21 protein-coding genes and 1 tRNA gene are annotated in these 21,317 nt (G+C 69.2%); 17 read left to right on the top strand and 5 right to left on the bottom strand.

Translation table 11 applies throughout. The annotated features are described in order from the left end of the window. Nucleotide 1 precedes the first annotated feature (1 nt). The gene (locus JMV16_RS09125) at nt 2-877 is read right to left on the bottom strand and encodes an NAD kinase (protein ID WP_201493941.1); all 876 of its coding nucleotides are present in this window, start codon (nt 875-877) and stop codon (nt 2-4) included. 67 nt (nt 878-944) lie between these two features. Between JMV16_RS09125 and hrcA the strand changes: the two genes are divergently transcribed. From hrcA to JMV16_RS09110, 3 genes are all read left to right on the top strand, one after another. Next, nucleotides 945-1,976 carry a heat-inducible transcriptional repressor HrcA gene (gene hrcA, locus JMV16_RS09120; protein WP_201493940.1) on the top strand — a complete coding sequence of 344 codons (1,032 nt, stop codon included), beginning with the start codon at nt 945-947 and terminating at the stop codon, nt 1,974-1,976. Between the two features lie 37 nt (nt 1,977-2,013). After that, nucleotides 2,014-2,090: transfer RNA gene (locus JMV16_RS09115), tRNA-Ile, on the top strand. Between the two features lie 268 nt (nt 2,091-2,358). Further along, entirely contained in the window at nt 2,359-3,921 is a 1,563-nt protein-coding gene (locus JMV16_RS09110) for a methyl-accepting chemotaxis protein (protein ID WP_201493939.1), read from the top strand. 7 nt (nt 3,922-3,928) lie between these two features. On the opposite strand, the gene JMV16_RS09105 is transcribed toward JMV16_RS09110, so the two are convergent. Both JMV16_RS09105 and JMV16_RS09100 read right to left on the bottom strand, forming a co-directional pair. After that, nucleotides 3,929-4,420 (bottom strand): glycine zipper 2TM domain-containing protein, encoded by a 492-nt coding sequence (locus tag JMV16_RS09105; protein ID WP_201493938.1) that lies wholly within the window; start codon nt 4,418-4,420, stop codon nt 3,929-3,931. Nucleotides 4,421-4,525: 105 nt separating this feature from the next. Continuing rightward, on the bottom strand, nt 4,526-5,083 hold the full coding sequence (locus JMV16_RS09100) for an HNH endonuclease (RefSeq protein ID WP_201493937.1): 558 nt from the start codon (nt 5,081-5,083) through the stop codon (nt 4,526-4,528). A gap of 196 nt (nt 5,084-5,279) precedes the next feature. On the opposite strand from JMV16_RS09100, the gene JMV16_RS09095 reads away from it, so the two are divergent. Genes JMV16_RS09095 through JMV16_RS09060 form a run of 8 tightly spaced genes read left to right on the top strand, consistent with a single transcriptional unit; the run spans nt 5,280 to nt 14,322 of the window. Next, nucleotides 5,280-6,005: a TetR/AcrR family transcriptional regulator gene (locus tag JMV16_RS09095; protein WP_201493936.1), complete on the top strand. Its 726-nt coding sequence runs from the start codon at nt 5,280-5,282 to the stop codon at nt 6,003-6,005. Nucleotides 6,006-6,043: 38 nt separating this feature from the next. Further along, on the top strand, nt 6,044-7,834 hold the full coding sequence (locus tag JMV16_RS09090) for an acyl-CoA dehydrogenase C-terminal domain-containing protein (protein ID WP_201493935.1): 1,791 nt from the start codon (nt 6,044-6,046) through the stop codon (nt 7,832-7,834). Nucleotides 7,835-7,877: 43 nt separating this feature from the next. Beyond that, nucleotides 7,878-8,306: a DUF2147 domain-containing protein gene (locus tag JMV16_RS09085; RefSeq protein WP_201493934.1), complete on the top strand. Its 429-nt coding sequence runs from the start codon at nt 7,878-7,880 to the stop codon at nt 8,304-8,306. Nucleotides 8,307-8,333: 27 nt separating this feature from the next. Continuing rightward, on the top strand, nt 8,334-10,730 hold the full coding sequence (locus tag JMV16_RS09080) for a 3-hydroxyacyl-CoA dehydrogenase/enoyl-CoA hydratase family protein (protein WP_201493933.1): 2,397 nt from the start codon (nt 8,334-8,336) through the stop codon (nt 10,728-10,730). A 14-nt stretch (nt 10,731-10,744) separates the two neighbouring features. Then, complete coding sequence (locus tag JMV16_RS09075; protein ID WP_201493932.1) at nt 10,745-11,944, top strand: acetyl-CoA C-acyltransferase; 1,200 nt, start codon at nt 10,745-10,747, stop codon at nt 11,942-11,944. A gap of 25 nt (nt 11,945-11,969) precedes the next feature. Next, a complete protein-coding gene (locus tag JMV16_RS09070) occupies nt 11,970-12,743 on the top strand; it encodes an enoyl-CoA hydratase (protein WP_201493931.1) in 774 nt (257 codons plus the stop codon). After that, nucleotides 12,743-13,489 carry an SGNH/GDSL hydrolase family protein gene (locus JMV16_RS09065; protein ID WP_201493930.1) on the top strand — a complete coding sequence of 249 codons (747 nt, stop codon included), beginning with the start codon at nt 12,743-12,745 and terminating at the stop codon, nt 13,487-13,489. Before JMV16_RS09070 ends, JMV16_RS09065 begins: the two co-directional genes overlap by 1 nt. After that, on the top strand, nt 13,486-14,322 hold the full coding sequence (locus JMV16_RS09060) for an SDR family oxidoreductase (protein ID WP_201493929.1): 837 nt from the start codon (nt 13,486-13,488) through the stop codon (nt 14,320-14,322). The genes JMV16_RS09065 and JMV16_RS09060 overlap by 4 nt, the downstream gene beginning before the upstream one ends. A 24-nt stretch (nt 14,323-14,346) precedes the next feature. Here the strand turns inward: JMV16_RS09060 and JMV16_RS09055 are convergent, their stop codons facing one another. Together JMV16_RS09055 and JMV16_RS09050 are read right to left on the bottom strand one after the other, a co-directional pair. Next, complete coding sequence (locus JMV16_RS09055; RefSeq protein ID WP_201493928.1) at nt 14,347-15,390, bottom strand: zinc ribbon domain-containing protein; 1,044 nt, start codon at nt 15,388-15,390, stop codon at nt 14,347-14,349. A 13-nt stretch (nt 15,391-15,403) separates the two neighbouring features. Next, nucleotides 15,404-15,823: an acyl-CoA thioesterase gene (locus tag JMV16_RS09050; RefSeq protein ID WP_411565019.1), complete on the bottom strand. Its 420-nt coding sequence runs from the start codon at nt 15,821-15,823 to the stop codon at nt 15,404-15,406. A gap of 105 nt (nt 15,824-15,928) precedes the next feature. On the opposite strand from JMV16_RS09050, the gene JMV16_RS09045 reads away from it, so the two are divergent. The 6 genes from JMV16_RS09045 to JMV16_RS09020 all read left to right on the top strand — a co-directional run bounded on the left by JMV16_RS09045 (nt 15,929) and on the right by JMV16_RS09020 (nt 21,293). Then, nucleotides 15,929-17,761, top strand: coding sequence for an ABCB family ABC transporter ATP-binding protein/permease (locus tag JMV16_RS09045; RefSeq protein WP_201493927.1), 1,833 nt, complete (start codon nt 15,929-15,931; stop codon nt 17,759-17,761). Between the two features lie 160 nt (nt 17,762-17,921). After that, a complete protein-coding gene (locus JMV16_RS09040; RefSeq protein ID WP_201493926.1) occupies nt 17,922-18,209 on the top strand; it encodes a DUF2282 domain-containing protein in 288 nt (95 codons plus the stop codon). Nucleotides 18,210-18,247: 38 nt separating this feature from the next. Continuing rightward, nucleotides 18,248-19,108: a DUF692 domain-containing protein gene (locus tag JMV16_RS09035; protein ID WP_201493925.1), complete on the top strand. Its 861-nt coding sequence runs from the start codon at nt 18,248-18,250 to the stop codon at nt 19,106-19,108. Further along, nucleotides 19,108-19,899, top strand: coding sequence for a putative DNA-binding domain-containing protein (locus JMV16_RS09030; RefSeq protein ID WP_201493924.1), 792 nt, complete (start codon nt 19,108-19,110; stop codon nt 19,897-19,899). The genes JMV16_RS09035 and JMV16_RS09030 overlap by 1 nt, the downstream gene beginning before the upstream one ends. Beyond that, nucleotides 19,896-20,354: a DoxX family protein gene (locus JMV16_RS09025; RefSeq protein ID WP_201493923.1), complete on the top strand. Its 459-nt coding sequence runs from the start codon at nt 19,896-19,898 to the stop codon at nt 20,352-20,354. Before JMV16_RS09030 ends, JMV16_RS09025 begins: the two co-directional genes overlap by 4 nt. A gap of 57 nt (nt 20,355-20,411) precedes the next feature. Then, nucleotides 20,412-21,293, top strand: a complete 882-nt coding sequence (locus JMV16_RS09020; protein WP_201493922.1) for a DUF4399 domain-containing protein — start codon at nt 20,412-20,414, stop codon at nt 21,291-21,293. The last annotated feature ends 24 nt before the right edge of the window (nt 21,294-21,317 follow it).

Raw genomic sequence — 21,317 nt, 5'->3', positions numbered from 1 at the left:
GCTAGACCACGCCTTCGTACCAGCGCAGCTTGCGGCGCAAGGTCGCGTAGTAGCTCCAGCCGCGCGGGTGCAGGAAGCGCACCGTGAAGGCCGAGCGGTGCACACGGATCTGGTCGCCGATCATCAGGCTGGCCAGGTTGTGCATGTCGAAATTGGCCGACACGTCCTTGCCTGCGACGATGCGGATGCGCACCTCGCCGCTGTCGGGCAGCACGATGGGGCGGTTGGACAGCGTGTGCGAGGCGATGGGCAGCAGCACCCAGCCGCCGATGCCCGGGTGCAGGATGGGGCCGCCGGCCGACAGCGCGTAGGCGGTGGCGCCAGTGGGGGTGGCGACGATGAGGCCGTCGGCACGCATATTGGCGACGAAGTCGTCGTCCACATCGACACGCAGCTCGACCATGCTCACGGTGGCGCCGCGGCTCACCACCACATCGTTGAGCGAGAGCGCCTCGAACAGCTTCTCGCCGTCGCGCCAGACTTCGCTCTCGAGCATGGAGCGCTGCTCTTCTTCATAGTCGCCGGCAATCATCGGCACCAGCGCGTCCTTGTACTGGCCGATGGGGATGTCGGTGATGAAGCCCAGGCGCCCCTGGTTGATGCCCACCAGCGGCATCTTCCAGCGCGCCAGCTCGCGGGCAATGCCCAGCATCGTGCCGTCACCGCCCACCACCACCGCGATGTCGCACTGGCGGCCCAATTCCTCGGTGGTGAGGGAATCGAAATCGGTGACGCCGGTGGCGTTGGCGGTCTCGCGCTCGAACGAGACATCGAGGCCCTGATCGATCAGGAAATGGGCGATTTCCTCGAGCAGCGGGCGGATGCCACGCGCTTGATATTTACCCACGATCGCAGCATGACGGAACCCCGACGGCATGCGAAGCATTACACCATAGGGCCCGGCCCACCCAGGGCCGGCGGTGCGCCTCCCTACAATCACGTCCATGCTCGATGACCGTGCCCGCACGCTGCTGAAGGCGCTGGTGGAGCGCTACATCGCCGATGGCACGCCCGTCGGCTCGCGCACGCTGTCGCGCACCTCGGGGCTGGACCTCTCTCCGGCCACCATCCGCAACGTGATGGCCGACCTCGAGGAGCTGGGCCTGATCGCCAGCCCCCACACCAGCGCCGGCCGCATTCCCACGGCGCGAGGCTACCGGCTTTTCGTCGACACCATGCTCACGGCGCGGCCGCTGGATCTGGCGTCGGTTCCGGCCGAGGTGGCGGCGGCGCGCGAGCAACTGCACCCCGACCAGCCCCAGCGCGTCATCGCGCAGGCGGCCTCGCTGCTATCCAGCCTGTCGCATTTCGTCGGCGTCGTGTCGGCGCCGCGCAAGGCCAGCGTCTTTCACCATATCGAGTTCCTGCGACTGGGCGAAAAGCGCGTGCTGGTGATTTTGGTGGCGCCCGACGGCGACGTGCAGAACCGCGTCATCTTCACCGCACGCGACTACAGCGGCGCCGAGTTGGTGGAGGCCACCAACTACCTCAACATGCACTATGCCGGCCTCAGCGTGGAAGAGGTGCGAGAGCGGCTCAAGCGCGAGATCGACGCGCTGCGCGGCGAGATCGCACTGTTGATGCAGGCGGCGGTGCAGGCCGGCACCGAGGTGCTGGCCGAGAGCAGCGACAACGTCGTCGTCTCGGGCGAACGCAACCTGCTCACGATGCAGGACTACGGCAGCGACATGAGCAGCCTGCGCCGCCTCTTCGATGTCTTCGAGCAGAAGACCGAACTGATGCGCCTGCTGGACGTGAGCAGCCGCGCCGAGGGCGTGCGCATCTACATCGGCGGCGAGAGCCACGTCGTGCCCTTCGAGGAACTCTCGGTCGTCACCGCGCCCTATGAGGTCGACGGCCGCGTGGTCGGCACCCTGGGCGTGATAGGCCCCACCCGCATGGCCTACGACCGCATGATCCAGATCGTCGACATCACCGCCCGCCTGGTGGGCAACGCGCTTTCCGGCAAGCCCTGAGCGGCCCCGGCGCCCCGCCTAGAATGCCGGCTTCCCTGGGCCGTTAGCTCAGTTGGTCAGAGCAGAGGACTCATAATCCTTTGGTCGTTGGTTCAAGTCCAACACGGCCTACCAGGGAATCTCCTGGCAATGGCTGAAGGCTGTGCGGACGCCGCTACGCCGTTGAAGACGCCCGGTGCCGGTCGCAGACTGCGCCGCCGAAACCGAGGGCGAGTTTCTGCAGCCCGCCAGCCCAGAGATGCGCGCCGCGGCATAGCCAGCCTCTGGGCCGTCCGCTCCGCATGACCGTGAACACCGCTGCTTGATCGGGGTTTACCTCAGGTTTTCCCGCGCGCTGCCGAAAGTCTGATCACTGCATCGGCAAGAAAGACGGGGCGCGGCCATGTCGGCATTCGGCAATTGGAAGATCGGGTCGCGACTGACTCTCGGCTTCGGCCTGATGATCATCATCGCGATCGGCATGGCCGTGGCGGCCTACTTCAAGCTCTCGCACATCGAAGCGGCGGTTGCGCGGCTGAGCGGTGACCAATTGCTCAAGGTCGAGCAACTGAGCGAGATCAAGGACAACCTGAATGTCGTTGCGCGCGGCGTGCGCAACATCCTGTTGCTGACCGACGCCAGCGGGCGAAAGTCGGAACTCGAACGCATCGAGAAGATGCGCGCTCGCAATACCGAACTGCTTGACGCCCTGGCACGCGGCGATCTCGACGACGAAGGCCACAAGCTGCTGGGCGCGGTGAAGTCGACGCTCTCGCCCTACGACGCGGCGATGAACAAGGCCATCGCGCTGGCTCAGGGCGACGAGGCCGCCAAGGCCACGCGCACGCTGATCGACGAGGTCAGACCGCTGCAGGCCGCCTATTTCAAGGCGGTGGACCAACTCGTCACCACCCAGGGCCGCAAGATGCGCGATGCGGTGGCCAGCGTGCGCGGTGCTGCCGATTCCGGCCGCCTGACAATGGCGGTGCTGGCGGCCCTGGCGGCGATGTTCGGCGTCGTGCTGGCGCTGGGCATCGAACGCTCGGTGATCGAGCCCATCAAGCGCGCCGTGGCGGTGGCGCACACGGTGGCAGCCGGCGACCTCAGTGTGTCCATCGAGGTCAATTCGCGCGACGAGGCCGGCGAACTGCTGCAGTCCCTGAAAGACATGGTGGGTGCGCTGTCGCGGCTGGTGGCCCAGGTGCGCCAGAGCAGCGACGGCATCGCCACCGGCTCGTCAGAGATTGCCACCGGCTCGGCCGACCTGAGCCAGCGCACCGAGGAGCAGGCGGCCAATCTGGAGCAGACGGCCGCCTCGATGGACGAGTTGACGGCGGGCCTGCGCGCCAGCAGCGAGACGGCGCAGCAGGCTGATGCCCTGGCCGAGCGCGGCGTGGCCGCAGCACGACGGGGCGGCGAGGCGGTAGCCGAACTGGTGGCGACGATGGGGCAGATCTCGGAGTCGTCGCGCAAGGTGGCCGACATCATCGGCGTTATCGACGGCATCGCCTTCCAGACCAACATCCTGGCGCTGAACGCCGCCGTCGAGGCGGCGCGGGCTGGCGAGCAGGGGCGCGGTTTCGCGGTTGTTGCCACCGAGGTGCGCAACCTGGCCCAGCGCTCGGCGGCGGCGGCGCGAGAGATCAAGTCGCTCATCCAGGGCAGCCTCGAGCGCGTCGATGCCGGCGCGAAACAGACCGACGCGGCGCGGCACGAGGTGACGGCCACCGTCGAGGAGGTCCAGGCCATAGGCCAGCTGGTGCGCCAGATCACCGGCGCCATCACCGAGCAAAGCCAGGGCGTGGGCCAGGTTGACGCCGCCATCGGCCAGCTCGACGAGGTGACGCAGCAGAATGCCGCGCTGGTGGAGCAAAGCAGCGCCGCCGCTGCCAGCCTGAGCGAACACGCCGCGCAGCTGGCGCGGCTGGTGCAGACCTTCCGCCTGGCGGAGGGCGCTCGGGCTTAGGCGCTGCCTAGCTGTTGCCGGGCGCGCTGGCGGCTGCCGGCGCGAACACCGGCGCGCGTGCTACCCGCACCTTGCCGCCGGTACTGATCAGCAGAACCGGGTCGCCGGGTGCAAAGGTTTCGCTGGCCTTGGCCTGCACCACCGAGCGGCGGTCGCCATTGCGCAGCTGCACCAGGATCTCGACGGCCTCTTCGCGCGTGGCCGCGCGCTCGGTGGCATTGCCGACCACGCCACCGACCACGGCGCCGATGATGCCCACCACCGCCGATTCGCGGCGCCCGCCCACGTTGGAACCGGCGATGCCGCCGACCACGGTGCCGGCAACGCCCCCAATGCCGCTTTGCGCGCCGTCGACGACCACCGGCCGCGTTGTCAGCACGACGGCATCGACCACGGTGGACAGGCGCTGGGCCTCGTTGCGGCTGACGACGTCGGGGCTGGTGGTGGTGCAGGCGGCGAGGGCGCCGACCAGGCCCAGGGCGATGAGCGTGCGCTTCATGATGCGGGGTCTCCAGGGAGTTTCTTCAGGGTTGACGCGGCGAATGGGGAGCGAGTTCCCTGGCGGCGCGTAAAGAAGGAGGGCCTGATGATGCGCTGCAGCGGCCTAGCCGTGCAGGCGCGAGCTGCGCGGCACCGAGGCGAGCAGGAAGTCCATCTGGTCGGCCACGATGCGGCGGCCGCGCAGGATCATGTCCTCGTGCAGGCTGGGTACATAGGGCAGGTAGAGCAGCGCCATGCGCGCCTCTTCGGGCAGGCGGCTGCCCTTGCGGCCATTGCAGGCGCGGCAGGCGGTGATGCAGTTCATCCAGCTGTCGACGCCGCCGCGCGAGACCGGCACGATGTGCTCGCGCGTCAACTCGTCATAGCTGAACTGGTCGCCGCAATAGGCACAGAAGCGGCGGTCGCGCGCAAAGAGCTTGGGGTTGGACAGCGCCGGCACGGTGCGCCAGGCGCGGCTGGGCACGGCGCCGCGCACGGCCACGATGGGGTGAACCTCGATGCGCGACTGCAGGCCGGTGGCGCGCTGGGTGCCGCCGCGCAGCACCTGGAAGGCCAGGCCCAGCGTCCATGCGACGGCGTCGCTGGCGTAGAGCACGGCCGCCTCGCGGGGCGAGATCCACGCCTGCGGCCGACCGGAAATGTCAAGCTGCAAGACGTCCATGCCTCTAGGGTAATCGATCAAGATGTCAGGCTTCAATCGCGGGCAAGAAATGTGCTTCTTGCAGGGGTTTACCCTTAACTCGCCCTAACTTCTGCCAAGTCTAGAAGGCTTGCCCTAGAAATTCGGGCCCTGGCGGCCCCCGGCGCGGCGGCAGAGACTGCAAAATAGAACGACCGTTCGATTTTGTGTCCGTTCCGTGACCGACCCATCCGAAACCTCCGTACCAGAGACTCCGCGCAGCGCGTCCCGCAGCCTGCACAAGGGCCAGCAGACGCGCGCCGTGATTCTGGACGCGGCCCTGGCCCTGGCCTCGCACATGGGGCTGGAGGGCCTGTCGATAGGCGCGCTGGCGGAGGTCACGGGCATGAGCAAGTCGGGCGTCTTCGCCCACTTCGGATCGCGCGAGGAATTGCAGATCTCGGTGGTGCGCGAGTACCACGCCCGTTTCGAGGACGAGGTCTTCTTCCCCGCCATCCGCGAGCCGCGCGGCCTGCCGCGGCTGGCGGCGCTGTTCGAGCGCTGGATACGCCGCGTCTCGGTGGAAATCGACTCGGGCTGCATCTACATCAGCGGCGCGGTCGAGTTCGACGACCGCCCGGGCCCGGTGCGCGACGCGCTGGCTTCGATGGTGCGCGCCTGGCACGCGGCGCTGGCCCGCGCCATCGAGCAGGCGGTGCAGCAGGGCCATCTGCGCACCGACACCGACCCGCTGCAGATGCTGTTCGAACTGCACGGGCTGATCCTGGCCGTACACCACGACGCCCGCTTTCTGCGCCAGCCGGGCGCGCTGGACCGCGCACGCGCCGGCTTCGAGCGCACGCTGGCGCACTACCGCGTGGAGGCTCGCGTTGAGGCTCGAGAGGCGGCACGGGTGGAGGTGCCGCCGCCGCCCCGCAGCAGCCGGCCGCGCCTTCGCCGCTGAGCCGCCGACCCCATCACCCCATACCGACGGAGCCCACCATGGCCATCTACCAACCGCCCTTGCGCGACCTGCAGTTCGTGCTGCATGAGCTGTTTCAGGTCAGCGACGAACTTCGGCTGCTGCCGCCCCATGCCGAGATCGACGCCGACACCATCAACGCTGTGCTCGAAGAGGGCGGCAAGTTCGCCGCCGAGGTGATCTTTCCGCTCAACATCAGCGGCGACGCCGAGGGCTGCACGCTGGACAAGGCCAGCCACGAAGTGCGTCCGCCGGCCGGCTTCAAGGCCGCCTATGCGCAATACGTGGCCGGCGGCTGGCCGGCACTCAGCACCGACCCGGCTTACGGCGGCCAGGGCCTGCCGCTGGTGCTGAACCAGTGCTTCTACGAGATGCTCAACTCGGCCAACCAGGCCTGGACCATGTACCCCGGCCTCTCGCACGGTGCCTATGCCGCGCTGCACACCCATGGCAGCGAGGAACTGAAGGCGACCTACCTGCCGCGCCTGAGCAGCGGCGAGTGGACCGGCACCATGTGCCTGACCGAGCCGCATTGCGGCACCGACCTCGGCCTGCTGCGCAGCAAGGCCGAGCCCCTGCCCGACGGCAGCTACCGCCTCACCGGGGAGAAGATCTTCATCAGCGCCGGCGAGCACGACCTGGCCGCCAATATCGTGCACCTGGTGCTGGCCCGCCTGCCCGACGCGCCGGCCGGCAACAAGGGCATCAGCCTTTTCGTCGTGCCCAAGTTCCTGGTCAATGCCGATGGCAGCCTGGGCACGCGCAATCCCATCTTCTGCACCGCCCTCGAAGACAAGATGGGCATCCACGGCAGTTCCACCTGCCAGATCAATCTGGACGGCGCCGTCGGCAGCCTGGTGGGCCAGCCCAACAAGGGCCTGGCGGCGATGTTCGTGATGATGAACGCGGCCCGCCTGGGCGTGGGCAATCAGGGCCTGGGCCTCACCGAGGTGGCTTACCAGAACGCCGTGGCCTATGCCAAGGAGCGCATCCAGATGCGCAGCCTCACCGGCCCCAAGAGCCCGCAGCAGGCGGCCGACGCCATCATCGTCCACCCCGACGTGCGCCGCATGTTGCTGACGGCGCGTGCCTATGCCGAGGGAGGCCGCGCGCTGGCCGTCTACTGCGCGCTGCTGCTCGACAAGGAGACCTGCGGCGCCGACGAGGACGAGCGCAAGGCCGCGGCCGACCAGGTGGCGCTGCTCACGCCCATCGTCAAGGCCTTCCTCACCGACAACGCCTGGATCGCCACCAGCCAGTGCCTGCAGGTCTTTGGCGGCCACGGCTACATCCGCAGCAACGGTATGGAGCAACTGGTGCGCGACGCGCGCATCAACATGATCTACGAGGGTACGAACGGCATCCAGGGCCTGGACCTGCTGGGCCGCAAGGTGCTGGGCGACAGCGGCGCGCGGCTGCGCCGCTTCGGCAAGCTGATTGCCGAGTTTGTCGACGAAGAGGGCACGAACGAGGCGATGCAGGAGTTCGTCAACCCGCTGGCCGACCTCGGCGACAAGGTGACGAAACTGACCACCGAACTCGGCATGAAGGCCATGGGCAATGCCGACGAGGTGGGCGCGGCGGCGGTGGACTACCTGCGCATCTGCGGCCACCTGGTGTTCGCCTATTTCTGGGCCCGCATGGCCAGGGTGGCGTTGGAAAAGAAGGACAGCGGCGACCCCTTCTACACCGCCAAGCTGCACACCGCGCGCTTCTACTTCGCCAAGCTGCTGCCCGAGACCGCCGGCCTCATCCGCAGCGCGCGCAGTGGCGCGGCCCCATTGCTGGCGATGGAAGAGGCGCTGTTCTAGAGTGCGCCCACCCCGACAAGAACCACCCAAGGAGACAACCCGCATGAAGACCATGATTGCCATCGCCCTGCTGGTCACCGCCGGCGCCGCCTTCGCCCAGGCCACGCCGGTGGGCCTGTGGAAGACCATCGACGACGACACCAAGCAGGAGAAGTCCCTGGTGCGCATCAGCGAATCGGGCGGCGTGCTTGCCGGCAAGATCGAAAAGCTGCTCGACCCGGCGCGCCAGGACGCCCGCTGCGACAAGTGCAGCGACGCACGCAAGGACCAGCCGGTGCAGGGCATGGTCATCGTCGAAGGCGTGAAGAAGAACGCCGACGAGCCCTATTGGGACGGCGGCACCATCCTCGACCCCAACAACGGCAAGACCTACAAGGTGCGCCTCACGCCCAAGGATGGCGGCAAGACGCTCGAGGTGCGCGGCTTCATCGGCTTTCTCTACCGCAACCAGACCTGGCAGCGCGTCGAGTAAGTCACCCCCCTTTTTTCCGGAGACCCCATGAATCGATTCCTCGTCCGCAAGGTGGCCGTGCTCGGCGCCGGCGTGATGGGCGCGCAGATCGCCGCCCACCTGGTCAACTGCAAGGTGCCGGTCGTGCTGTTCGACCTGCCGGCGAAAGATGGGCCCAAGAACGGCATCGTCACGAAGGCGGTGGACGGCCTGAAGAAGCTCAAGCCGGCGCCGCTGGGCTTGGCCGAGGATGCGACCCTGATCGAGCAGGCCAATTACGAGGACCACCTGCACCTGCTGGCCGGCTGCGACCTGGTGATCGAGGCCATTGCCGAGCGCATGGACTGGAAGCTCGCGCTCTACGAGAAGATCGCGCCGGCCCTGGCCCCGCACGCCATCGTCGCCAGCAACACCTCGGGCCTGTCGATCACGAAACTGGCCGCAGTGCTGCCCGAATCGATCCGCCCGCGCTTCTGCGGCGTGCATTTCTTCAATCCGCCGCGCTACATGGCGCTGCTGGAACTGATCGCCACGCCGGACACCCGGCCCGAGGTGCTGGACCAGCTCGAGACCTTTGCCACCAGTGCGCTGGGCAAGGCCGTGGTGCGCGCCAAGGACACGCCCAACTTCATCGCCAACCGTGTCGGCATCGCCGGCATGCTGGCGACGATCAAGGAGGCCGATACCTTCGGCCTGCCCTATGACGTCGTTGACGACCTCACCGGCAAGAAGCTGGGCCGCGCCAGCAGCGGCACCTTCCGCACCGCCGACGTGGTGGGCCTGGACACCATGGCCCATGTCATCAAGACGCTGCAGGACAACCTGGCCGACGACCCGTTCTACGCGAGCTATGCCACGCCGCCGGTGCTGGGCGCGCTGATTGCCAAGGGCGCGCTGGGCCAGAAGGCCGGCGCCGGCTTCTACAAGAAGGTGGGCCGCGACATCCTGCGCCTGGACCCTGCCAAAGCTGACTACGTGGCCGGTGGCGGCAAGGCCGAACCCCTCGTCGAGCGCATGCTCAAGAAGCCGGCAGCCGAGCGCCTGAAGCTGCTGCGCGAGAGCAGCAACCCGCAGGCCGCTTTCCTGTGGGCCATCTTGCGCGACGCCTTCCACTATGCCGCCGTGCACCTGGAAAGCATTGCCGAGACGGCGCGCGATGTCGACTTCGCGATGCGCTGGGGCTTCGGCATGAAACAAGGCCCGTTCGAGCTCTGGCAGGACGCCGGCTGGCTGCAGGTGGCCGGCTGGGTGAAGGCCGACATCGAGGCCGGCAAGGCACTGTCCACCGCGCCGCTGCCGGCCTGGGTGTTCGAGGGCCCGGTGGCCGAGCGCGGCGGCGTACACGCGGTTGAGGGCTCGTGGAGCCCGTCGCGCCAGGCCTTCGTGCCGCGCAGCGAGCTGGCGGTGTACTGCCGCCAGTACTTCCCCGAGGCCGTGCTCGGCAGTGGCGCGAAAGATCCGCTCAAGGCCGGCACCGAGGTCTGGCGCAACGAAGAGTTGCGCGCCTGGACGCTGGACGGCGAGGTGCTGATCGCCAGCATCACGGCCAAGCTCCACCTCATCAGCCCGGCCGTCATCGAAGGCCTGGGCAAGGCCCTGGACGCCGCCGAGGCCGGCTACAAGGGCCTGGTGATCTGGTCGCCCGATGACGTGTTCTCGGCCGGTGCCAATCTCGAGGCGCTGATGCCGGTGTTCATGAAGAGCGGCGCCAAGGGCATTGCGCCCGAGGTCAAGAAGCTGCAGGACATGTTCCTGCGCCTGCGCTATGCCCAGGTGCCGGTGGTGGCAGCGGTTCGTGGCCTGGCGCTGGGCGGCGGCTGCGAGCTGGCCGTGCATTGCGCGCGCCGCGTCGCGGCGATGGAAAGCTATGTCGGCCTGGTTGAGGTGGGCGTGGGCCTGATCCCGGCCGGCGGCGGCCTCACCTACATCGCGCGGCGTGCCGCCGAGATGGCCACGGCGGCGAATGCCAACGTCGACATCCTCAAGTTCGCCAGCGACGGCTTCACCAACGCGGCCATGGCCAAGGTGGGCACGAGCGCACCGGAATCGCGCAAGCTGGGCTACCTGGTCGAGGGTGACATCGTCGTGCCGCACAAGGACGAACTGCTCTTCGTCGCCCTGGCCCAGGCGCGGGCGATGGCCGACAGCGGCTGGCGTCCGCCGCAACGCAAGCCCTTCGCGGTGGCCGGCCGCAATGCGATCGCCACCATCAAGGGGCAACTCGCCAATATGCGCGACGGCGGCTTCATCAGCGCCCATGACTTCCACCTCGCGACGCTGATCGCCGAGGTCGTCTGCGGCGGCGATGTCGACGCCGGCAGCCTGGTGACCGAGGACTACCTGATGGCGCTGGAGCGCGAGCGCTTCTGTTCGCTGCTGGAACATCCCAAGACCCAGGAACGGATCATGGGGATGCTGCAGACGGGCAAGCCCGTTCGGAATTGAAGGAAGAGCAGAACATGAGCAAGCAAGTTCAAGACGCCTACATCATTGCCGCCACGCGCACGCCCATAGGCCGCAGCGGCCGCGGCTACTTTCGCAACACGCGGCCCGACGACCTGCTGGTGGCGGCCGTCAAGCACGCGCTGGCCCAGGTGCCGACGCTGGACCCCAAGGCCATCGAAGACGCCATCATCGGCTGCAGCTTCCCCGAGGGCGAGCAGGGCATGAACATGGCGCGCGTGGCCATGGTGCTGGCAGGCCTGCCGCACTCGGTGGGCGGCATCACCGTCAACCGCTTCTGCGCCAGCGGCCTGAGTGCGTTGGCGATGGCGGCCGACCGCATCCGCGTCGGCGAGGCCGATGTGATGATCGCCGGCGGCGCCGAGAGCATGAGCCTGGTGCCCATGGGCGGCAACAAGCCCAGCTTCAACCCCGAGGTCTTTGCCCGCGACGAGAACCTCGGCATCGCCTACGGCATGGGCCTCACGGCCGAGAAGGTGGCGGCGCAGTGGAAGGTGGGCCGCGAGGCCCAGGATGCCTTCGCGCTGCAGTCGCACCAGCGCGCGGTGGCTGCCATCGCGGCCGGCGCCTTTGCCGACGAGATGACGCCGGTGCAGGTGGTGGCGCGCACGCCGGATCTCACTGGTGGCGGCGTCAACGTCAAGGCGCGCACCGTGGCCATCGACGAAGGGCCGCGGCCCGACACCTCGCTCGAAGGGCTTGCGAAGCTCAAGCCCGTCTTTGCCGCCAAGGGCAGCGTCACCGCCGGCAACAGCAGCCAGACCAGCGACGGCGCCGGCGCGCTGATCCTGGCCAGCGAGAAGGCGGTCAAGACCTTCGGCCTCACGCCGCTGGCGCGCTTCGTCAGCTTTGCCGTGCGCGGCGTGCCGCCCGAGATCATGGGCATAGGCCCTATCGAGGCCATCCCGGCCGCGCTGCGCAGCGCCGGCCTGAGCCTGGCCGACCTGGGCTGGATCGAGCTGAACGAGGCCTTTGCCGCGCAGTCGCTGGCCGTCATCAACAGCCTCGGGCTCGACCCGGCCAAGGTCAACCCGATGGGGGGCGCCATCGCCCTGGGCCACCCGCTGGGCGCCACCGGCGCCATCCGCGCCGCCACCGTGGTACACGCGCTGCGCCGCCACAAGCTGAAGCACGGCATGGTGACGATGTGCGTGGGCATGGGCCAGGGCGCCGCGGGCATCATCGAGGCTGTCTGAACGGGACTGCATTGAAGGAGACCGCATGAGCATCAAGACCGCCACCCTCAACGGCGTCGCGACGATAGAGATCGCGCGCCCCGAGAAGAAGAACGCGCTCACCGTGGCGATGTACCAGGCCATGACCGACGCCCTGCGCGCGGCCACGGCCGATGCCGCGGTGCGCGCGGTGCTGATCACCGGCCAGCCGGGGGTCTTCACCTCGGGCAACGACATCGAGGACTTCATGAAGCGCGCGCCCGGCCAGGGCAGCGAGGCGATGGATTCGCCGGTGTTCCAGTTCATGCGCGCGCTGCTCGATTGCGACAAGCCGGTGGTGGCCGCCGTCACCGGCGCGGCCATCGGCATCGGCACGACCATGCTGCTGCACTGCGACTTCGTCTATGTCAGCGACGAGGCGCGCCTGGCCATGCCCTTCGTCTCGCTGGGCCTGGTGCCCGAGTTCGCGTCCAGCCTGCTCGTGCCCCAGCTGATGGGCCACCGCCGCGCGGCCGAGAAGCTGCTGCTGGGCGACCCCTTCACGCCCGAGCAGGCGGTGGACTGCGGCATCGCCAACGCGGTGCTGCCGGCCGGCGAGGTGGTGAACCATGCGCGCCGCGTCGCCGAGCGCTTCAACGGCCTGCCGCCGGGCGCCGTGCGCGAATCCAAGCAATTGCTGCGCGCGCCGCAGCGCGAGCTGATGCTGACCATCATCGCCACCGAAGGCGCGATCTTCGCGCGCCGCCTGCGCAGCCCCGAGGCCACCGAGGCCTTCCAGGCCTTCTTCCAGAAGCGCAAGCCCGACTTCAGCAAGTTCTGATGTCGCTGGCCGCCAAGCTGCTGCTCTCGCCGCTGCTGCTGGCGCAGGCCCTGCGCACGCGCCACCGCCTGCCGCGCCTGCCCGAGGCTGCCGGCGCGCGTCAGGGCCACGTCGGCCAGGGGCCGCTGCTGCGGCTGCTGGTGGCCGGCGATTCGTCGGCCGCCGGCGTGGGCGTGGCCAGCCAGCACCAGGCCCTGGCGCCGCGGCTGGCGCAGCAACTGGCGCGGGCCTGCGGCGCCCGCGTCGAATGGCGGCTGCTGGCGCGCGCCGGCCTCACCAGCGCCCAGACGCTGAACCTCTTGCAGTGCGAACCGCTGGCGCCCTGCGACATTGCCGTCGTCGTCACCGGCGTCAACGATGTCGTCGACCAGGTGCCTTCGCACCATGCGGTGGCGGCGCGCGAGGCCCTGGCCAACCATCTGCGCAATGCGCTGGGTGCCGTGCATGTGGTGTTCGCACCGCTGCCGCCGGTGCATCTGCTCACCGGCCTGCCGCAGCCGCTGCGCTGGATTGCCGGCGCCGACGCCCGCCGGCACGACCGCGCACTGGCGCGCTGGGTGGCCACACGCGCCGATGTCTCGCGGCCCGAGGTCGAACTGCCGCTGAACCGCGGCGTGCTGGCCGACGACGGCTTCCACCCCGGCGAGCCGGTCTACCGCCAGACCGCCCACGCCATCGCCCTGCACATCCGGCAGCAGGTGTGGCCGCTGCTGAAATCAAAGCCTCACCAGGAGACACCCCCATGAGCCGAACCCTCCAGGGCAAGACCCTCGTCATCACCGGTGCCAGCCGGGGCATAGGCCTGGCCATCGCCAAGCGCGCGGCCGCCGATGGCGCCAACCTGGTGTTGCTGGCCAAGACGGTGGAGCCCAACCCCAGGCTGCCGGGCACGCTGGCCAGCGCCGCCGCCGAGGTGCAGGCCGCCGGCGGCCAGGCACTGGCAGTGCAGACCGACATCCGCGACGAGGAGGCCGTCTCCAGCGCGGTGCGCGCCGCGGTCGAACGCTTCGGCGGCATCGACATCCTCGTCAACAACGCCAGCGCGATCAGCCTCACGCCGACGGCGGCCACGCCGATGAAGCGCTTCGACCTGATGTTCGGCGTCAATGTGCGCGGCACCTATGCCTGCACCCAGGCCTGCCTGCCCGAGCTGATCAAGAGCGCCCATGCGGGGCGCAACCCGCATGTGCTGAACATGAGCCCGCCGCTCAGCATGAAGGAGCACTGGTTCAAGGGCCATGTGGCCTACACCATGGCCAAGTACGGCATGAGCCAGTGCACGCTGGGCCATGCCGGCGAGTTCCGCCCCCACGGCATCGCCGTCAACAGCCTGTGGCCGCGCACGGCCATCGCCACCGCGGCGCTCCAGATGATCCCGGGCATCGACCTGAATCTCTGCCGCAAGCCCGAAATCCTGGCCGATGCCGCCTACCTGATCCTCACCAGCGACGCACGCAGCACCACCGGCAACTTCTTCATCGACGACACGCTGCTGGCGCAGCATGGCGTGACCGACTTCGACCGCTACGCCGTGGTGCCCGGCACGAAGAACTTCATCCCCGATTTCTTCGTCGATTGAGATCCTTGGGCTGAAGCGCGGGTCTCAACTCGTCGCGCCCGCCTCGCCGCACTTGGGGCAGTAGCGGAAGAAGACATTGCGCCGCGTCTGGCAGGCGCCGCAGGGTGCGAAGAGCTTGAGCCCGCAATGGACGCAGAAGTCGGCCGCCACCTCGCCGGCGCCCAGTATCGGCCGCTCGCAGGCCGGGCACAGGCCGGCGGCCATCTGCTTGATCGCGGCCTCGTGGGTGAGGGCCTGGCGGCGCTGGGCCTCGCTCTGCTGCTCGACCTGGCGCCGCCGCGCCAGATAGCCGCGCATGCCCCTGACGACATAGTGGCCGGCCAGCGCGGTGAGCGCGATGCCCACGCCATAGCGCACATAGCCGCCATAGCTGGGCAGGTAGGGCACGAGCTCGACGAAGAAGGCGAAGGCCGCGAACAGCACGAAGCCGCGCATCAGCGGCCAGTACTCGCTCTTGCGCTTGCGCGCCACCAGCCAGCCGGCAATGGCCAGCAGCGGCAAAGTCAGCGCCAGCCGAATGCCGAAGACGCGCAGCTCCTGCCACTGCCGCTCGTGCTCGTAGGCGCCGCGGGCGGCGTTCAGCAAGTCCTGCTCGGTGCGCTGGCGCGCGGCCAAGGCCTGGCGGGCGTCCAGCGCCTCGCGGTCCAGGCGCTCGACGCCGGCCTCGGCCTGGCGCGCGTGGGCCTGCAGCCCGTCGAGATCGCGCGTGCGTTGCAGCACCTCGGGGTCCTGGCGCGGATCGGTGGTGGCAGTGCGGGTGGCGATCCAGTTGCCATAGGCCTTGTGGGCCGACTGGTAGGCATTGGCCGCGGCCTGGGCCTCGAGCTGGGCGCGGGCCAGTGCCTCGGCAGTGGCGGTCTGGGTCTTGAGCAGGGCCCGGATCTCGTCGCGCGTGCGCCGCAGCACGGTCGGGTCGGTGAACTGCTCGATGCTGAGCGTGTCCTCCAGCCGCGGCAGGTCGGCCACCAGCTTGCCGCCCAGGCCGATCAGGAAGCCGGCGAAGACGAACGACAGCAGCCACATCGCCGCCGCGTACAGGCGCTCGGGCGCGCGCAGGAACTTGAACATGGCCGGCGGCCGCTCAGAGCGCCAGCGGCCGCGGCTGGCCCTGGCTGTCGATGGCGACGTAGGTCAGGTCGGCCTCGGTCACCTTCACCACCTGCAGGTCGGCCGGGTTGCGCTCGGCATAGACCTCGACGTGGACGCCGATGCTGGTGCGGCCGACGCGCGTGATGCGGGCATAGAAGCTCAGCAGGTCACCCAGGCTCACCGGCTGCTTGAAGATGAATTCGTTGACCGCGACGGTGGCGATGCGGCCCTTGGCCAGGCGCGAGGGCAGGACGGCGCCGGCGAGGTCGACCTGGGCCATGATCCAGCCGCCGAAGATGTCGCCGTTGGCATTGACGTCGGCCGGCAGCGGCATCACGCGCAGCACCAGCACGCTGTCGTCGGCGAGCTTGTGCGGTGCCATCGGGGGCTGGGGGACGGGCTTGTCTTCCATGGGGCGGACCTCATCTGCGGGGCTGGGGTGGGCGCGGCCACAATCGGCGGGACGCCCCTGCCGCCACTGTAGCGGCAGGGCGCGCCCCCGAACCAGGAAGACACCATGCGAAGAAGCGGCCACGCGCTGCCCCTGCCCGCGCCGACGGCGGGCCCCGCCGCACCGCGTTCCGACTGGGCCACGCTGTCCCGGCTGCTGCCCTATCTCTGGCGCTACCGCTGGCGCGTGGGCAGCGCGCTGGCCTTTCTGGTGGCGGCCAAGGTGGCCAATGTCGGCGTGCCGCTGCTGCTCAAGGGCCTGGTCGACGCGCTGGCCTTCAAGCCGGGCGACGCTATGGCGGTGCTGGTGGTGCCGGCCGGCCTGGTGCTGGCCTATGGCGCGCTGCGCCTGAGCACGACGCTGTTCACCGAGCTGCGCGAGCTGATCTTCGCCAAGGCCACCGAAGGCACGGCGCGCAGCATCAGCCTGCAGGTCTTCCGCCACCTGCACGCCCTGAGCCTGCGCTTTCACCTCGAACGCCAGACCGGCGGCATGACGCGTGACATCGAGCGCGGCACGCGCGCCGTGCATTCGCTGATCTCCTACTCGCTCTACAGCATCTTCCCCACCCTCATCGAGGTGACGATGGTGCTGACGCTGCTGGCGGTGAAGTTCGACGCCTGGTTCGCCTGGATCACCATCGCCGCGCTGGTGCTGTACATCGTCTTCACCATCAGCGTGACCGAGTGGCGCACCCAGTTCCGCCGCCAGATGAACGAGATCGACTCGACCGCGCATTCGCGCGCCATCGATTCGCTGCTCAACTACGAGACGGTGAAGTACTTCAACAACGAGGACTTCGAGGCCCGCCGCTACGACGAGAACCTGGAGAAGCTGCGCCGCGCCAGCCTCAAGAGCCAGAGCACGCTGAGCCTGCTGAACACCGGCCAGCAGCTCATCATCGCCGTCGCCCTGGTGGCCATGCTCTGGCGCGCCACCGAGGGCGTGGTGGCCGGCCGCATGACGTTGGGCGACCTGGTGATGGTCAACGCCTTCATGATCCAGCTCTACATTCCGCTCAACTTCCTGGGCGTGATCTACCGCGAGATCAAGCAGTCGCTGACCGACCTGGACAAGATGTTCACGCTGCTGGACCGCAACCGCGAGGTCGACGACAGCCCCGGCGCCCAGCCGCTGCAGGTGGCGCGCGGCGAGCTGCGCTTCGAGAACGTGAGCTTCGCCTACGACCCGGCGCGGCCCATCCTGCACGACGTGAGCTTCGTCGTGCCGGCCGGCAAGACGGTGGCCGTGGTCGGGCCCTCGGGCGCCGGCAAGAGCACGCTGGCGCGGCTGCTCTACCGCTTCTACGACATCGGCGCCGGCGCCATCCGCATCGACGGCCAGGAGCTGCGCGAGGTCACCCAGGCCAGCCTGCGCAGCGCCATCGGCATCGTGCCGCAGGACACCGTGCTCTTCAACGACACGGTCGAATACAACATCGCCTATGGCCGGCCGGGGGCGACGCACGAGGAGGTCGTGGCCGCCGCCCGTGCGGCCCACATCCACGATTTCATCGCCGCCACGCCCAAGGGCTACGAAACCCTGGTGGGCGAGCGCGGGCTCAAGCTCTCGGGCGGCGAGAAGCAGCGCGTGGCCATCGCGCGCACCCTGCTCAAGAACCCGCCCATCCTGATCTTCGACGAGGCCACCTCGGCGCTGGATTCGGCCAACGAACGCGCCATCCAGGCCGAGCTGCGCAGCGTCTCGCAGGGCAAGACGGCCCTGGTGATCGCCCACCGCCTGTCCACCGTGGTCGACGCCCACGAAATCGTCGTGCTTGAGGCCGGCCGCGTGGTCGAGCGCGGCGCCCACGCCGAACTGCTGGCGCGCGACGGGCGCTATGCCCGCATGTGGCGGCTGCAGCAAAGCGGCCACGGGCAAGGCCGCGCAGACGATTGAGCCCCAGTCCCCGGCGGGCCGTGCAGGCTTGCCGGGACAGCCGCGCGGCAGCCTGTAAGAATCCGCCCGCCGCCGCGACCCATGCAGGTCGGCCCCGGCATCACCCGTCGGGCGGCGCACAGCGATCCCTCACCACACCCCTCTTCAAGGAGTTGCAGACATGAATCAGAAGCTCGTCCTCACCTCGGCCCTGGCCTCGGTGCTTGCCTTGGGCCTCGTCGGCCGCGTTGCCGCCGCCGACGACAAGGGCAAGGAAAAGTGCTACGGCATTGCCAAGGCCGGCCAGAACGACTGCGCCAACCTCTCGGGCTCGCACTCCTGCGCCGGCCAGACCAAGGTCGATGCCTCCGCCGACGACTGGAAGTACGTCGCCAAGGGCAGCTGCAAGGAGATGAAGGGCCTCACGGCCGAGGAAGCCAAGGCCAAGGTCAAGGCCAAGAAGTCCTGATTTCGTCGGCAGCCAGTGGCACCCAGCGGCGGCAAGCGATGAAGCGCTATTGCGGCATTGGCCTGCGCCAGCCTCACCACGAGGCGCTGCTGGCCGCGCCGCCGCCGCTGGCCTTTGTCGAGGTGCATTCCGAGAACTTCTTCGCCGAAGGTGGCGCGGCGCTCGGCGTGCTGCAGGCGGCGCGCGAGCGCTGGCCGCTCAGCCTGCACGGCGTCGGCCTGGCGCTGGGCTCGGCCGCCGGCCTCGACGACTGGCACCTTGAGCGCCTGGCGGCGCTGGTCGAGCGCATCGATCCGGTGCGCGTCAGCGACCATGCCTCCTTTGCCCGCGCCCCGCGCAAGAGCGGCGGGCCGGTGCTGCACGGCAGCGATCTGCTGCCGGTGGCCTTCACCGGGGCCGCGCTGGACATCATGGTGGCCAACGTCCAGCGCGTGCAGGAACGCCTGGGCCGTCCCATCCTGGTCGAGAACCTCTCGGCCTACCTGCACTGGGCCGACGACGCCATCGCTGAGCCCGAGTTCTTCAACCGCCTGGTGCGGCGCAGCGGCTGCGGCCTGCTGCTGGATGTCAACAACCTGGTCGTCAACGCGCTCAACACCGGCGTCGGCGAGCGCGGCGCGGTCGAGGTAGCCTGCCGCTGGGTCGACGCCATCAACGCCGATGCGGTGGGCGAGATCCACCTCGCCGGCTACCACGACACCGGCGGCCTGGTCATCGATGACCACGGCAGCCGTGTCCACGCCCCGGTGTGGGAGGTCTTCGCCCACACGCTGCGACGCATGGGCCCGCGGCCGACGTTGATCGAGTGGGACACCGACCTGCCGCCGCTGGAAGTGCTGCTGGACGAGGCGGCCCGCGGCGAGGCCTTGCTGCAGCAGGCGGCGCTGGAGCCGGCATGATGAAGCCGGCCCACGAGCGCGAGGCGCTGCGCCAGCAGATGATGCTGCGCGCCATCTGGCGCGACGCCCGGCCCGGCGTGCTGGCCGGCTGGACGCGCGACGGCGAGCGCTTCACGCGCGGCCTGCAGGCCTACCAGGCCAATGCCGGCGCGCTGGCCGAACGTGCGCTGGCCGCCGCCTATCCCACCGTGCAGCAGCTGCTGGGCGAAGAATCCTTCGCGGCGCTGGCGCGCATCTTCTGGCAAGACCAGCCGCCCGAGCGCGGCGATGTCGCTGCCTGGGGCGATGGACTGCCGGCCTTCGTCGAGGGCGATGCCCAGCTCGCCAGCGAGCCCTACCTGGCCGACCTGGCGCGGCTGGAATGGGCGCTGCACCTGGCGCAGTCGGCAGCCGACAGCGAGCCGGGCGTGCAGGGGCTGGAGCGCCTGGCCGACACCGACCCCGACCGCCTGCGCCTGCTGGCGCGCCCCGGCACCGCGCTGGTCGCCAGCGCCCACCCGGTGTTGACGATCTGGCAGGCCCACCGCAGCAGCGACGCCGAGCGCTTTGTGCCTGTGCGTGCCGCCTTTGCCGAGGGCCGCGCCGAGGCGGCCCTGGTCTGGCGCGAGGGCTGGCGCGTGCGCGCGGGCGCCGTCGCCGCATTGGACCTCGCCTTCACCCGCGCCGTGCTGGCTGGCACGCCGCTGGCCGCGGCGCTGGCCGGTGCCGGGGCCGGCTTTTCCTTCGAACCCTGGTTGATAGGCGCGCTGCAGCAAGGCTGGCTGGCCGGCGCCGAGGATTTGCCAACATGATCATCAGCACCGTGCGCCCGCGCACCCTCTTCACGCTGGCAAACAGCGTCACGCGCGCCCTCGAAGCGCTGCAGCCGCCGGCCCAGCTGGCGGCGCGGCTCTATGTCGCCCAGGTCTTCTTTCTGTCGGGCCTGACCAAGATCCGCGACTGGGAAACCACGCTCGCGCTCTTCGCCGACGAGTACCACGTCCCCCTGCTGCCGCCGGAGCTGGCGGCCTGGGCCGGCACCGCGGGGGAGCTGCTGCTGCCGGTGCTGCTGGTGCTGGGCCTGGGCGGGCGCTTCGCGGCGCTGGGGCTGTCGGTGGTGAATGTCGTGGCCGTGCTCAGCCTGGCCGAGATCGCGCCGGCGGCGCTGCAGCAGCACCAGTTCTGGGGCAGCCTGCTAATTGCGCTGTTGCTCTGGGGCCCCGGCCGCTGGTCACTTGACACGCTCTGCTGGCGCCGCTGGGGCTGAATGGGCCGAACAGCCCCTGGTCAGTGACAAAATGTAGCGCTGATTTCAGGGGGAACGATGAGACCGACTGCCCGTCTGTTCTGGGCTGCCGCGGCCATGGGCTTGTTGACTGCGGCGCAGGCCGAGCCGCTGCCCAGGGACGAACGTGAGCGGGCCTGTTGGCTGCAGCACACGCGCGAGCGCACACGCGTCAAGCTGACCGAGCCCACCGCCGTGGACTTTTCCAATCTTCGCGATGGCCAGACGGTCTATTCGCCTTTTCAGATCGATTTCGCGATCCGTGGCATGGGCGTGGTGCCGGCCGGTACCAAGCATGCCAAGGCCGGCCACCACCACCTGCTGGTCGACACGCCGCTGCCGATCAACGTCGGCGAGGCCATTCCCTTCAATGACCGGCACCGCCATTTCGGCAAGGGCCAGACCGGCACCGTGCTCGACCTGCCGCCCGGCCGCCACACGCTGCGCCTGCTCTTCGCCGACCACGAGCATCGCCCCTTCTTCGTCTACAGCCCCGAGATCACGGTGCAGGTGGCGGGCCCGCGCAAGGCCGGGGGTGCTGCCATCGAGGCCGGCTGCGAGGCCTGGTACAACGACGAGCTGTCACGCCCGCGGCCGCCGGGGCCACGCATCCTGGTGGCCAATCTGCGTGACGGCGAGGCGGTCGTCAGCCCCTTCAATGTGCGGCTGGCCGCCGATGGCCTGGGCGTGGCGCCGCGCGGCAATGGCGGGCCGGCCAACGGGCACTTTCAGCTCGAGATCATGGCCAAGGGCCGCGCCACTCAGCTCGTCGATCTCGAAAACGGCGCCACCCAGGCCAATCTCTTCCTCTCGCCCGGGCCCTATGTGCTGAGGGTGCGCATGTCCGACGACGCGCACAGCAAGGACATGGCGCCGCCGGTGATGCTCAATATCGACGTCGTCTCGCAGGAGCGCTACTAGGCGGCACGGCGACAGCCGCGCCAT

The sequence above is a fragment of the Rubrivivax sp. A210 genome (assembly GCF_904426505.1).
Taxonomy (GTDB): Bacteria; Pseudomonadota; Gammaproteobacteria; order Burkholderiales; family Burkholderiaceae_C; genus Rubrivivax.
The sequence above is the reverse complement of the archived record's forward strand: the minus strand, read 5'-3'. Positions and strand labels throughout refer to the sequence as shown.